Raw genomic sequence first — 11,957 nt, 5'->3', positions numbered from 1 at the left:
AAAACCCTTTTAAACCATCATCCGCCCGACCCGCGCGATCAGACGGATTTACCGACAGGAAACTCAAATGGCAGCATTCAATACCCAAAAAGTATTGTCCGTACACCACTGGACGGATGCGTATTTCACCTTTACCTGCACCCGAGACGAATCGTTGCGCTTCGAAAACGGCCAATTCGTCATGGTCGGATTGATGGTGGACGGCAAGCCGCTGATGCGCGCATACAGCGTCGCCTCCGCCAACTGGGAAGAACACCTCGAATTTTTCAGCATTAAAGTCCAAGACGGCCCTCTGACCAGCCGCCTGCAACACCTTAAAGTCGGCGACGACGTGTTGATCAGCAAAAAACCGACCGGAACTTTGGTTGCCGGCGACCTGAATCCCGGCAAACACCTTTACCTGTTGAGTACCGGTACCGGCATCGCCCCTTTCTTGAGCATCACCAAAGACCCTGAAATTTACGAGCAATTTGAAAAAATCATCCTCGTACACGGCGTGCGTTACAAAAAAGATTTGGCGTACTACGACCGCTTCACCAAAGAATTGCCCGAACACGAATACCTCGGCGACTTGGTTAAAGAAAAACTGATTTACTACCCCATCGTTTCCCGCGAAGACTACGAACACCACGGCCGCCTGACCGACCTGATGGTAAGCGGCAAATTGTTTGAAGACATCGGCCTGCCAAAAATCAACCCGCAAGACGACCGCGCCATGCTCTGCGGCAGCCCGGCCATGCTGAAAGACACCTGCAAAGTTCTGGACGATTTTGGTTTGACCGTCTCCCCGAAAACCGGTGTACGCGGCGACTACCTGATTGAGCGCGCATTTGTGGATCAATAAGGGTTTTGTTTTTTAAGGATAGATAAAGGTCGTCTGAAAAGTTATGAAAACTTTTCAGACGACCTTTTGGCTTTTAAACCGATAATAGGTAAACGAATGAAAGAATCAGGCGGGAGAATTTATATCACATCGGCTTTGTGATACATTTCATATCTTTACAAACCGCTATATGAAAGGCGGCGGGTAGGCAGTTTGACTGTTTGACAGTGGCTTCAAATAGAAAATATTTGTACCGTGATTGCCGCGGCAGGTATTTCTTATTTGAATTTACTCCTTTCCAATCTGCCGTTTCATTCCCGATTATCGCGCCCTTCGTTATTGCACATCAAAAATACAGGAAAACAAATGTTTTGGTACATCATAGGTTTTTGCGCCTTTGTCGTTTCGCTTCTCGCGCTTTGGGTCAACGCCAGCGCATTCGGCATGCAGGATGACGATACGCCGCAATCGGAATACGAAAAACGCCTTGGTCTGGGAACGAAATTGAAAGACAAGGAAACCGCCGCCAAAGAGCGTGCCGCCGCGCGTTTCCATCCGGACGATTGAGCCGTTTGGCAATATGAATTTCAGACGACATAAGGAGTCCGAACAATGAAAAAATGCGTTGTCCTGACCGGCGCGGGAATCAGCGCCGACAGCGGGTTGCTGACTTTTCGCGATGCGGGCGGTTTGTGGGAAGGACATAAGGTTACAGATGTTTGTACGCCCGAAGCCTTGGCGCGCAATCCCAAGCTCGTGATTGATTTTTACAACCAGCGCAGGCTTCAGGCAAATGCCGCCGAGCCGAACGCCGCGCATCTGGCGTTGGTCAAGCTGGCGCAATATTACGATGTGCACATCATCACGCAGAATGTGGACGCGCTGCACGAGAAGGCAGGCAGCAGCAAAGTATTGCACCTGCACGGCGAGCTGAACAAACTGCGCAGCACCGTCGATGAAGACGAAATCATCGAATTTACCGGCGAGCAGACCGACGATGTGCGCGACAGCCAAGGCAATCCGATGCGCCCGCATATCGTGTTTTTCGGCGAACAAGTGCCGATGTTTGACGCGGCGGTCGAGGAAATGCGCGATGCGGATGTGGTCATGATTGTCGGCACGTCAATGCAGGTTTATCCGGCAGCTTCGCTGATTCATTACGCGCCGCCCGATGCGGAACGCTATCTGGTCGATCCGAACCCGCAAGGCGTGGGCGCGGATGTCGAAGTGATTCCGAAACGCGCGGCGGAAGGTGTGCCGGCATTGGTCGAGTATTTGATTGGTCGGGTTTGAGAATTAAGGAAAGGTCGTCTGAAGAAGTTTCAGACGACCTTTGGTATTGTATGGAGTTATGGGGTTGGAGATTGTTTGGCGGGAAGTTTAAATGTTATAGTGGATTAACTTTAAATCAGGACAAGGCGACGAGGCCGCAGACAGTACAGATAGTACGGTAAGGCGAGGCAACGCCGTACTGGTTTAAAGTTAATCCACTATAAGAGTGGATATTGTCTTCACTCTTGCCCCTAGATGACGAACCTATCGCTGTCATTCCCGCGCAGGCAGGAATCCGGAAGTTTAAAGTTATGGCAGCTTTGAAATCATTCCGAAATGCCGAAGCCTGGATTCCCGCCTGCGCGGGAATGACGATGAATAAGGGTTTCTTTGAGTTTTTTAAAGATAGGTTTGGCGGTGGTTTTCGTGGGCAAAGCCCACGCTACGTTTAGGTTATCGATGGGAGGAGTTTTTAATTAAAAGGTCGTCTGAAACCTTTTGATTTGGCGATAGATTAGGTTGAAAATTGGGTATCGCAGAAGATTCAGTAATTTTTGTTAGGGTTTGACACAGCCTGCACTTGCTTCACTTTTTCCCCTCCCTCACACATGGCTAACCTACCGTCGTCATTCCCGCGCAGGCGGGAATCCAGAAGTTTAAAGTTATGGCAGCTTTGAAATCATTCCGAAATGCCGAGGTCTGGATTCCCGCCTACGCGGGAATGACGATGGATAAGGGTTTCTTTGAGTTTTTTAAAGATAGGTTTGGCGGAGGTTTTCGCGGGCAAAGCCCACGCTACGGTTGGTTTTTTTGATTGAATTTGAGACAAAAGGTCGTCTGAAAGCTTAAATCCGTTTTCAGACGACCTTTGCTTTTCACCAACTTTATTGTCCGCGTAAGAACAGTGCGTCCAGTTCTTTCAGCGTCAGTTTCACCCAGGTCGGGCGGCCGTGGTTGCATTGGTTGCTGCGCGGGGTGTTTTCCATGTCGCGCAGGAGGGCGTTCATTTCGGGCAGGGTGAGCTGGCGGCCGGCGCGGACGGAGCCGTGGCAGGACATGGTGGCGAGGATGTGGTTTTCGTGTTCTTCGATGGTTTGGCTGCTGCCGACTTGGGCGAGTTCGCCCAATACGTCTTTGGCGAGCGAGACGACATCGGCTTTTCCAAGCATAGCGGGGACGGCGCGGACGGCGAGGGTGTTGCCGCCCATGTCGGACAATTCCAGCCCGAAGCCTGCCAACGTGTCGGCGTGGTCGGCGAGGGCGGCACATTCTTCGTGGGACGCGGCGAAGGTAACGGGGATGAGCAGGCGTTGGCTTTGCAGGTTGCCGTTTTCCTGCCGCTGGCGTTTCATTTTTTCGTAGTTGACGCGTTCGGCGGCGGCGTGCATGTCGATGAGCAGCAGGCTGTCTTCGGCTTGGGCGAGGATGTAGATGCCTAATAGTTGTGCGATGGCGAAGCCGAGCGGCGGCAGTTCGGGTTTGGGGTCGTCTGAAAAGGCACGTGCGGGGTTTTCAGACGACGTGGGGGATGTGCTGCCGAAGCGTGCTTGTTCGAATTGTGCCAACTCGATATCGGCCTCATCGGCTGCGGTGTTTTTGAAGAGTTCGGCGTAGGTGTTGAGGGCGGCGCGGCTTTCGCGCAGGGACAGGCTGCGTTGCTGCGGCGCGCGTGCTGCCTGATAGGGCATGGGGGCGGTTTTGCCTGAACTGAAGGCGTTGCGCGGTTCGGAGGCGTGTGTGCTTGGTGCGGCGGCGAAAATATTTTCAGACGTGGTCGGGTTTGGGTGGAACCCGTTAGGCTCGTTTTCAGACGACGTTGCCGCGGGACGGATACCTGTGATTTCGTGCAACACTTCGCCTGCGTTGCCGACGCTTTCGGTCAAGTCGGCGCGGGTGTCGGCGAGGGCTTTGTTGAGGGTGTGGAACACGAGTTGGTGCACCTGCTGGCTGTCGCGGAAGCGGATTTCGGTTTTGGTGGGGTGGACGTTGACGTCCACGGCTTCGGGCGGCAGGTCGAGGAAGAGGACGAAGGCGGGGGTGAGGACGTTGTGCAATACGTCGCGGTATGCCTGTTTGACGGCGTGGAGCATGACTTTGTCGCGCACGAAGCGGTGGTTGACGAAGCAGTATTGTTTGTCGGTTTTGCCTTTGGCGAAGGTGGGTTTGGCGATGGCGCCGTAGAGCCGCAGCGCGCCGTTGCCGCTGTCGATTTCTAAGGATGCTGCCTGAAAGTCTTCGCCGACGATGGCGGCTATGCGTTCGTGCAGGCTTTGGGAGGGGAATTTGAACACTTGTTTGCCGTCGCGTTTGAGCGAGAAGGCGATGTGCGGATGCGCCAGTGCGAGGCGTTCGAGCATGGTGGCGCAGTGGGCGTATTCGGTGTTTTCGGATTTGAGGAACTTGCGCCGCGCGGGGGTATTGAAGAAGAGTTCGGCGGCTTCGATGGTGGTGCCGACGGGGTGGGCGGCGGCAGTGGGGCTGCTGAGTTTGCCGTCTTCGGCTTTGACTTGGGTCGCGTGCGCGCTGCCGTCTTGGCGGCTGGTCAGGGTCAGGCGGCTGACGGAGGCGATGCTTGCCAAGCCTTCGCCGCGAAAGCCCATGCTGGCGACGTGTTCCAAGTCGTTTAAGGTTTTGATTTTGCTGGTGGCGTGGCGGTGGAGCGCGAGTTCGATGTCGTCGGGGTGGATGCCGCCGCCGTTGTCGCTGACGCGGATGAGGCGGATACCGCCGCCCGCCAACTCGACTTCAATCGCCGTCGCGCCTGCGTCTATGCTGTTTTCGACGATTTCTTTCAGGGCGTTGGCGGGGCGTTCGACCACTTCACCGGCGGCGATTTGGTTGACGAGGTGGTCGGGCAGGGCGGCGATTCGGGACATGGGTTTCTTCCGTTTTCAAACTGGCGGGTATTATAGCAAAAGGTCGTCTGAAAACCGGAAGCGGGATTTCAGACGACCTTTTGAAATTTAACTGCTGTTTTACAGAATACTTGTAGCCTTACTTTGTCTTATTTGAGATTCTCCAAAAGTTTTTCCCCATCAGTAATCTGAGATAATGTTTGGGCAAAAGGAAAAGAACGTCCCAAAATGGATTTAACCTGTCTTGCTTTGATTGGATTTTGACTTAAATCGACAAAATGTTCTAGTTTCTGAAAAAATGTTTTATTATCAACGCCATAATGATGAGTTTTCTCTACGATTCCTGTTGCTTGACCATATGCAACAATTCCTTGTCCGGAGGCGTATAGGAATACATAGTCTCCTTTTTTAATCCGACAGATTTTTTCTTTGTAGCCATCTTCAAATGCAGCAGCTACTTGGTTTGTCATCATGAAATTATGGTCTTCCAAGTCGTTGGCACTATTAGTATTTAATAAGAAATATCGTGTTGTAGTTGAATTATCAAATTCTTCGTCTTTTTGTTTGTCAATCATTCGTTTGTTCTCCCAGTCTTGAATAATGAATTCTTGAATTAAATCATTAATGATGTCTTGGCGGGTTGTTTCCCAAGCATCAGCAAGCTCTTGCAAAATCAAATCATCTTTAATGGATAAACGTAAACTCAACGTAATCTTATTTTGATTTCGTTGGTTATATATTTCTGTGCGGCGGTCGATATAGCTGTTGGGCATAGTTAGATCCTTTTGTTTTTTAGGATTAAATAAAATATCAGGAGGAAGTGCTCCCTTCTTGATGAAGATTATTATGCTATATTTTAATTTCAAATGAAATAAAAATTATTCTTAAATTATTCTTAATTTATTATATTATTGTTTTTATTTATAATAAAATATAATAATAACTTTTATGGGAGGTTGGCTGAATCAGGTAATTTATAGCAAAAGGTCGTCTGAAAACCGGAATCGGGATTTCAGACGACCTTTTGACAAGATAGGCGGTTTATTTGTTTTCTGCTTCTTCAAAGCCGACGACTTCCAAGCCGAAGCCGGTCAGGCCGGTGAAGGCGGAAGGCTGTCCTAACACGCGCAGTTTGCCGACGTTGAGGCCGGCGAGGATTTGCGCGCCGATGCCGTAGCTTTTGCTGTCCCATTTGTAGGCTTGGTTGGCGCCTTTGGGCAGGGTGCGGTCGAGCAGGGTGGCGCCGTCTTCGGTGCGGTGCAGGAGGATGACGACGCCGCTGTCGGCTTGCTGGATGCGCTCAAGGGCTTTGGGCAGTGACCAGGAATGGCGCGGGTTGGCTTGGATGAAGTCCATGACGCTGAAGGGTTCGTGTACGCGAACGAGGGTTTCGGTGTCGGCGGTGGGCTTGCCTTTGACGAGGGCGAGGTGGGTTTCGCCGGAGAGTTTGTCAACGTAAACGTGTTGCTGGAATTCGCCCCACGGGGTTTGTACGGGGGCGTTGCCCATGTCTTCGAGCAGACTTTCGGTGCGGCTGCGGTATTCGATAAGGTCGGTAATCGTGCCGATTTTGAGGTTGTGTTCTTCGGCGAACTTCATCAGTTCGGGCATACGCGCCATGGTGCCGTCGTCGTTGATGATTTCGCAGATGACGGCGGCGGGGATTAGCCCGTTCATTTGTGCCAAATCGACGCCGGCTTCGGTGTGTCCGGCGCGTACTAGGACGCCGCCTTTTTGCGCACGCAGCGGGAAGATGTGGCCGGGTTGGACGATGTCTTCGGGTTTGGCGGTCGGGGAGACGGCGGTTTGGATGGTCAGGGCGCGGTCGGCGGCGGAAATGCCGGTGGTGATGCCTTGCGCCGCTTCGATGGAAACGGTGAAGTTGGTGCCATATTGCGCGCCGTTTTTCTGGGTCATCATGGGCAAGCCGAGCCGTTCGACCATGCTGCCTTCCATCGGCAGGCAAACCAGTCCACGCGCGTGTTTGATCATGAAGTTGATGGCTTCGGGGGTGACGAACTGCGCCGCCATCAGCAAATCGCCTTCGTTTTCACGGTCTTCCGCGTCGGTAATGATGACCATTTTGCCGGCTTTGATGTCGGCGAGGATTTCGGGGATGGAGGAAATGTGGGGCATGGTGCGTCTTTCTTGATGGTCGGGTTGGGTTGTGGCGTGTTCTTGATCCAGCCACATAGCGGGCATTTGCGCCGCCTGTTCGATCTTGCGGGCTTTTTTCTCGCCGAAGGATTTGTTTTTCAGAAGGGCGGACAATTCGCCTTGGTTGATAGCGATGGCTTCGGCAAAACGGGTTTGCTGGCCGCCGTATTTGTCCGCTATCCATTGCCGCAGGTTGCGGCGGCGCAGGTCGGTGGTGTTCATGATGTGTTGCGTGGCTGAAAGGATGTAGGCGATTGTAGTCTTGTCTTTACCAAAAGGCAAACTTTGTTTGATGGCGGATTTTTATTACTTTTTGGTAATGTTTCGACAGGAGGTCGTCTGAAAAACAAAAATGGCGTTTTCAGACGACCTTTGCTTGAAATCTGAACATTTGAAAGAATATGGGCGTTATAGTGGATTAAAATAAAAATGAGACAAGGCGGCAACGTCCGCCGTGTACGGGTAGTACATAAGGGCGTTGGCAACGCCGTATCATTGCAATTTTAATCCACTATAAGTTTAACGCAACCGAAAAGGGTCTAACCTGATGAAAATGGTTTACCGATTGATTTTAATATCTGTTTTTTGCGCAGTCGCAGCGGCGGGCGGCTGGTTTTATGCCCAGCACCGCAACGACAACGCCCATGAAGCGATTTCGCGCGAAGGCGTTTTGATGCAGATTAAGCAGATGAACCGCTTGGAAAGCACGGCTTTTTACATCGATACCATCATCCGCACCGAGAAAAAAGGCGACTGGCGCAGATTGTGGCAGGACTCTCAAAGCGGTCTGTTTATCGTGCGCGGCAAAGTGTTGGCGGGCTTGGATTTGGACAAACTTCACGCCGACAACGTCAATATCGTGGACGGAAAAGTCCTCATCAGCCTGCCGCCCGTAGAAATCCTCAGTGTCGATTTGGAAAATATCGAGGTGTACGACATCCAAACCGGCTCGTTCAACCTTTTGCCGGTGGATAAGGCGGTGTTCAAAACCGTGCAGGACGAAGCCAAAAAACAAGTCCTCGCCAGCGCGTGTAAAGCCCAGATTTTGGATCACGCCAACCGTCAGGCGCAAACGCAGCTTGAAAACCTGTTTGCCCTGACGCAGACGCAGGTATCGGTTTATCCGGCGGCAGTGGGGCAGTGCAACTGAACGCTGGATGACGTTTGACAGCATAATATTGCGAGTGGGTAACCAAAAGTGTATTTGGATTTGCATACCTTTTCCCAATAAGGTGTTTCGGTAGGCGAGACTTTTTGAGAAAATACATTGCCTTTTGTAAGGTATTTGAAGAATTCATTTTTTACATAACAAACAAATTTAAAGGAACACTGGTGAAACGTGTCTTTCTGTTTCTCGTAACCAATATCGCGGTTTTAGTCGTCATCCGGATTGTTTTGGCAGTCCTCGGTATCAACAGTACGGACCAAGTCGGCAGCCTGCTGGCGTATTCTGCCGTCGTCGGCTTTACCGGTTCGATTATTTCTTTGCTCATGTCCAAAACCATCGCTAAAAACTCGGTGGGTGCGGAAGTTATCGTTCAACCGCGCAGCGAAGAAGAAGCATGGCTTTTGGCAACTGTTGAAGCGCAGGCCCGTCAATGGAGTCTCAAAACTCCTGAGGTAGCGATTTATCATTCTCCTCAGTCGAATGCTTTTGCAACCGGCGCGACACGCAACAGCTCCTTAGTCGCCGTCAGTACCGGCCTTCTCGATCATATGACCCGGGACGAGGTCGAAGCGGTTTTGGCGCACGAGATGGCGCACGTCGGCAACGGTGATATGGTTACGTTGACACTGATACAGGGTGTCGTCAATACGTTTGTGGTTTTCTTGGCACGCGTCGTTTCCGGCATGATTGCCCGCAATAACGACGGCAGCACTTCGCAAGGCACATATTTTATGGTGAGCATGGTGTTGCAGATTGTGTTCGGCTTTTTGGCAAGCATCGTCGTCATGTGGTTCAGCCGTCAGCGCGAATACCGTGCGGATGCGGGTGCCGCCAAGTTGGTCGGTGCGCATAAAATGATTGCCGCGCTGCAACGTTTGAAAGGCAGCACGAGCGATTTGCCCGAGCAGATGAATGCGATGGGGATTGCCAGTGATGCCAAAGATTCCCTGCTGAGTACGCACCCTTCTTTGGATAACCGCATTGCGCGCTTGAAAAATCTGTAATGCGAAAAAACAAAAGGTCGTCTGAAAACCAAATTTGGTTTCAGACGACCTTTTTTCATGAGTGTTTCGGATAGACGGCCGCAGTATGGGGGCGATACAATAGCATCCCTTTTCAGAGAGCTATAACAATGAACATCTTGATTTCCAATGACGACGGGTACTCTTCGCAGGGCATAGCCATTTTGGCGAGGGTGGCGGCGGAGTTTGCCAATGTCCGCATCGTTGCTCCCGAACGCGACCGAAGCGGCGTCAGCAATTCTTTGACGCTCGACCGCCCTTTGCAAATGAAGCAGGCGGCAAACGGGTTTTATTATGTTGACGGTACGCCCACCGACTGTATTCATGTGGGTTGCCATGTACTTTCGGATTTTAAACCCGATTTGGTCCTTTCAGGCATCAATAATGGTGCGAACATGGGAGACGATACGCTTTATTCGGGAACGGTTGCCGCAGCGACCGAAGCCTTCCTGATGGGCATTCCTGCCGTTGCGTTGTCTTTGAACGATACGCGGGGGCGTTATTGGCAGACGGCGGAACAGGCGGCTTGGATGATATTGGAGCGGTTGTTGAAAAATTCTCCTAAAACGCCTGTCCTTTGGAACATCAATATTCCCGCCGTACCGCCGGATGCGGTACAAGGTATCAAAACAACGCGGTTGGGGCGGCGGCATCATGAGCAAAGCGTTATCCCGATGAAGAATCCTCGCGGTGAGTCTATTTATTGGATAGGTCCCGTCGGCGATATTTCCGACCGGGAGCAAGGTACGGATTTCGGGGAGTGTGAGGCGGGCTTTATCACGGTTACACCGCTGCAAATCGATTTGACTTCCTACCGCCATATGGATGCAGTCAGCGGATTTTGGCAGGACGGTAAAGAGGGATAAGCACACAGATTTCTGTTTTTTTGCCGAGTGTTTTCAGACGATCTTTTTGTTCTGAAACAGGCGTGGCAAGCCGATTTTAACAGTCCCTAACCGCCCCGATACTTGAGGGGCGGGCTTATTTTTATTATGATATGCACCAATCAAGACAATAACCCCGATATAAAGGTCATCGATTATGTTGAAAAAAACCGCATTTTATGCCGCTTTCGCCCTGACATTGGGCGCATGTACCAGCCAGCAACCCGCCCCCGTCGTCGTCGGTAATGCCGGTTCCGGTACTTCTTCCAATCCTTATGGTGCGACCCCTTACGGCACAAATGCGCCGGCAGCCAACGATGCCCCTTATACTCCTCCTTCTGCTCCGGCTGCCAACAGCAGCTATACGCCACCTGTTTCCGGCGGTGCCTATATTCCGTCCTATGCGCCGGTTGACATCAATGCGGCGACACATACTGTTGTCCGTGGCGATACCGTCTACAATATTTCCAAACGCTACCATATTACCCAAGACAATCTGCGTGAATGGAATGGTTTGACTGACAACAACATCAGCATCGGACAAAATCTGCGCGTCAAACCGGCCGGTTATACTGCCCCTGCTTCGACTGCGGCAGCCAAACCGTCATATTCTGCACCTGCACTCGTTGCCAAGCCTGCTCCTGCACCTCTCAATACGCCGACAGTTGCTACCGGCGCAACCCGTACAGTCAGCGGCATTACATGGCAGCGTCCGACCAACGGTAACGTCCTTGCCAACTTTGGCGGCAGCAATAAAGGCGTGGACATCGGCGGTAATGCGGGTCAGCCCGTCGTAGCTGCCGCAGACGGTAAAGTGGTTTATGCAGGCTCGGGTTTGCGCGGTTATGGCAACCTTGTCATCATCCAACACAACTCCTCATTCTTGAGCGCATACGGACACAACCAACGTCTGCTCGTCAATGAAGGACAAAATGTCAAACGCGGACAAACCATTGCACAAATGGGTAATACCGATGCCAACCGTACTCAACTTCACTTCGAAGTCCGTCAAAACGGCAAACCGGTCAATCCTGCCACTTATATCGCATTCTGACGAACAAACTGAAGGCCGCCCGATTATTCGGGCGGCCTTTTAAATTAAATCCGTAATTCACAGCGCGGATGAAAATGTAGGTCTCCCTGTTTCGGAAATGATTATGTCTGTGCCTGTCCGGGTAATTTATCAAAGGGGCTGTTTGAGTAGAACTTTATACCGATATGCTGCCCTAAATATTGGTTTTCAAGAATATATACTGTGAAAACGGCCGTATGTATGTTCTTAATTTTTGAAAATGTAAAAATAGAAAAGGAGCGATGATGAAACAATATACCTTAGATCCCAAAGCCTTGTTGGGCGGGGTGATCAGCAGTGATACTGATCAGGAAATCGTCCAGCTTTCTTTGCAGAAAGACAATGAAATTCCGCCCTATGAAGCCGAAGCGATTATTTTGTTGATCGTGTTGAACGGTAGTGCGCAAATCTCGACGTCGTCTGAAACTTTACATACCGAAGGCCTGCAAATCGTCCGACTCGAACCCAGCGAGACACACAGTATCCGTGCGCTTGAAGATTATACGAATATCTTGGTAATCAAGCAGTTGACTTACGTTGCGGGTTTAAACAAAAAATTGCGTTTCGGTAAATGTTGCCTGTGAAAATTTTTGCAGTATGGCGGTAATGCCGGTGAATTTGGTGATTTCCATGAAGAACCAGATAGTAGGCGATATACTGTACAAAGGTCGTCTGAAGAACAGATAAGGTTTTCAGACGACCTT

13 protein-coding genes are annotated in these 11,957 nt (G+C 51.1%); 10 read left to right on the top strand and 3 right to left on the bottom strand.

Annotated elements, in window-relative coordinates:
* The first annotated feature begins 67 nt into the window (after nt 1–67).
* The 5 genes from RSJ68_06385 to RSJ68_06365 all read left to right on the top strand — a co-directional run bounded on the left by RSJ68_06385 (nt 68) and on the right by RSJ68_06365 (nt 2,909).
* Nucleotides 68–844, top strand: coding sequence for a ferredoxin--NADP reductase (locus RSJ68_06385; GenBank protein WNU96109.1), 777 nt, complete (start codon nt 68–70; stop codon nt 842–844).
* A gap of 345 nt (nt 845–1,189) precedes the next feature.
* Nucleotides 1,190–1,390 (top strand): hypothetical protein, encoded by a 201-nt coding sequence (locus tag RSJ68_06380; GenBank protein ID WNU96108.1) that lies wholly within the window; start codon nt 1,190–1,192, stop codon nt 1,388–1,390.
* Between the two features lie 45 nt (nt 1,391–1,435).
* A complete protein-coding gene (locus tag RSJ68_06375; protein WNU96107.1) occupies nt 1,436–2,116 on the top strand; it encodes a Sir2 family NAD-dependent protein deacetylase in 681 nt (226 codons plus the stop codon).
* Between the two features lie 290 nt (nt 2,117–2,406).
* Entirely contained in the window at nt 2,407–2,547 is a 141-nt protein-coding gene (locus RSJ68_06370) for a hypothetical protein (GenBank protein WNU96106.1), read from the top strand.
* A 212-nt stretch (nt 2,548–2,759) separates the two neighbouring features.
* The gene (locus RSJ68_06365) at nt 2,760–2,909 is read left to right on the top strand and encodes a hypothetical protein (protein ID WNU96105.1); all 150 of its coding nucleotides are present in this window, start codon (nt 2,760–2,762) and stop codon (nt 2,907–2,909) included.
* Nucleotides 2,910–2,979: 70 nt separating this feature from the next.
* Here RSJ68_06365 and mutL read toward each other — a convergent pair whose 3' ends face one another.
* The 3 genes from mutL to ribBA form a co-directional block, all read right to left on the bottom strand.
* Nucleotides 2,980–4,971, bottom strand: coding sequence for a DNA mismatch repair endonuclease MutL (mutL, locus tag RSJ68_06360; GenBank protein WNU96104.1), 1,992 nt, complete (start codon nt 4,969–4,971; stop codon nt 2,980–2,982).
* A 128-nt stretch (nt 4,972–5,099) separates the two neighbouring features.
* The gene (locus RSJ68_06355) at nt 5,100–5,723 is read right to left on the bottom strand and encodes an EVE domain-containing protein (GenBank protein WNU96103.1); all 624 of its coding nucleotides are present in this window, start codon (nt 5,721–5,723) and stop codon (nt 5,100–5,102) included.
* A gap of 268 nt (nt 5,724–5,991) precedes the next feature.
* Nucleotides 5,992–7,332, bottom strand: a complete 1,341-nt coding sequence (gene ribBA, locus RSJ68_06350) for a bifunctional 3,4-dihydroxy-2-butanone-4-phosphate synthase/GTP cyclohydrolase II (GenBank protein WNU98359.1) — start codon at nt 7,330–7,332, stop codon at nt 5,992–5,994.
* A gap of 322 nt (nt 7,333–7,654) precedes the next feature.
* On the opposite strand from ribBA, the gene RSJ68_06345 reads away from it, so the two are divergent.
* From RSJ68_06345 to RSJ68_06325, 5 genes are all read left to right on the top strand, one after another.
* A complete protein-coding gene (locus RSJ68_06345; protein WNU96102.1) occupies nt 7,655–8,257 on the top strand; it encodes a DUF4230 domain-containing protein in 603 nt (200 codons plus the stop codon).
* Between the two features lie 182 nt (nt 8,258–8,439).
* Nucleotides 8,440–9,279 carry a protease HtpX gene (gene htpX / locus RSJ68_06340; protein WNU96101.1) on the top strand — a complete coding sequence of 280 codons (840 nt, stop codon included), beginning with the start codon at nt 8,440–8,442 and terminating at the stop codon, nt 9,277–9,279.
* 128 nt (nt 9,280–9,407) lie between these two features.
* Entirely contained in the window at nt 9,408–10,163 is a 756-nt protein-coding gene (surE, locus tag RSJ68_06335; GenBank protein WNU96100.1) for a 5'/3'-nucleotidase SurE, read from the top strand.
* Nucleotides 10,164–10,338: 175 nt separating this feature from the next.
* Nucleotides 10,339–11,235 carry a peptidoglycan DD-metalloendopeptidase family protein gene (locus RSJ68_06330; protein ID WNU96099.1) on the top strand — a complete coding sequence of 299 codons (897 nt, stop codon included), beginning with the start codon at nt 10,339–10,341 and terminating at the stop codon, nt 11,233–11,235.
* Between the two features lie 263 nt (nt 11,236–11,498).
* Nucleotides 11,499–11,837 carry a hypothetical protein gene (locus RSJ68_06325; protein ID WNU96098.1) on the top strand — a complete coding sequence of 113 codons (339 nt, stop codon included), beginning with the start codon at nt 11,499–11,501 and terminating at the stop codon, nt 11,835–11,837.
* The last annotated feature ends 120 nt before the right edge of the window (nt 11,838–11,957 follow it).

The organism is Neisseria sp. DTU_2020_1000833_1_SI_GRL_NUU_006, from assembly GCA_032388755.1.
GTDB classification, from domain to species: domain Bacteria; phylum Pseudomonadota; class Gammaproteobacteria; order Burkholderiales; family Neisseriaceae; genus Neisseria; species Neisseria sicca_C.
Note: the sequence above shows the minus strand (reverse complement) of the source record. Positions and strands in the feature narration are given on the sequence as shown.

Excerpts from the sequence above, each read along its gene's own strand:
- RSJ68_06385 (WNU96109.1), top strand. The coding sequence starts at position 68 with ATGGCAGCATTCAATACCCAAAAAGTATTGTCCGTACACCACTGGACG.
- RSJ68_06380 (WNU96108.1), top strand. The coding sequence starts at position 1,190 with ATGTTTTGGTACATCATAGGTTTTTGCGCCTTTGTCGTTTCGCTTCTC.
- RSJ68_06375 (WNU96107.1), top strand. The coding sequence starts at position 1,436 with ATGAAAAAATGCGTTGTCCTGACCGGCGCGGGAATCAGCGCCGACAGC.
- RSJ68_06370 (WNU96106.1), top strand. The coding sequence starts at position 2,407 with ATGGCAGCTTTGAAATCATTCCGAAATGCCGAAGCCTGGATTCCCGCC.
- RSJ68_06365 (WNU96105.1), top strand. The coding sequence starts at position 2,760 with ATGGCAGCTTTGAAATCATTCCGAAATGCCGAGGTCTGGATTCCCGCC.
- mutL (WNU96104.1), bottom strand. The coding sequence starts at position 4,971 with ATGTCCCGAATCGCCGCCCTGCCCGACCACCTCGTCAACCAAATCGCC.
- RSJ68_06355 (WNU96103.1), bottom strand. The coding sequence starts at position 5,723 with ATGCCCAACAGCTATATCGACCGCCGCACAGAAATATATAACCAACGA.
- RSJ68_06345 (WNU96102.1), top strand. The coding sequence starts at position 7,655 with ATGAAAATGGTTTACCGATTGATTTTAATATCTGTTTTTTGCGCAGTC.
- surE (WNU96100.1), top strand. The coding sequence starts at position 9,408 with ATGAACATCTTGATTTCCAATGACGACGGGTACTCTTCGCAGGGCATA.
- RSJ68_06330 (WNU96099.1), top strand. The coding sequence starts at position 10,339 with ATGTTGAAAAAAACCGCATTTTATGCCGCTTTCGCCCTGACATTGGGC.
- RSJ68_06325 (WNU96098.1), top strand. The coding sequence starts at position 11,499 with ATGAAACAATATACCTTAGATCCCAAAGCCTTGTTGGGCGGGGTGATC.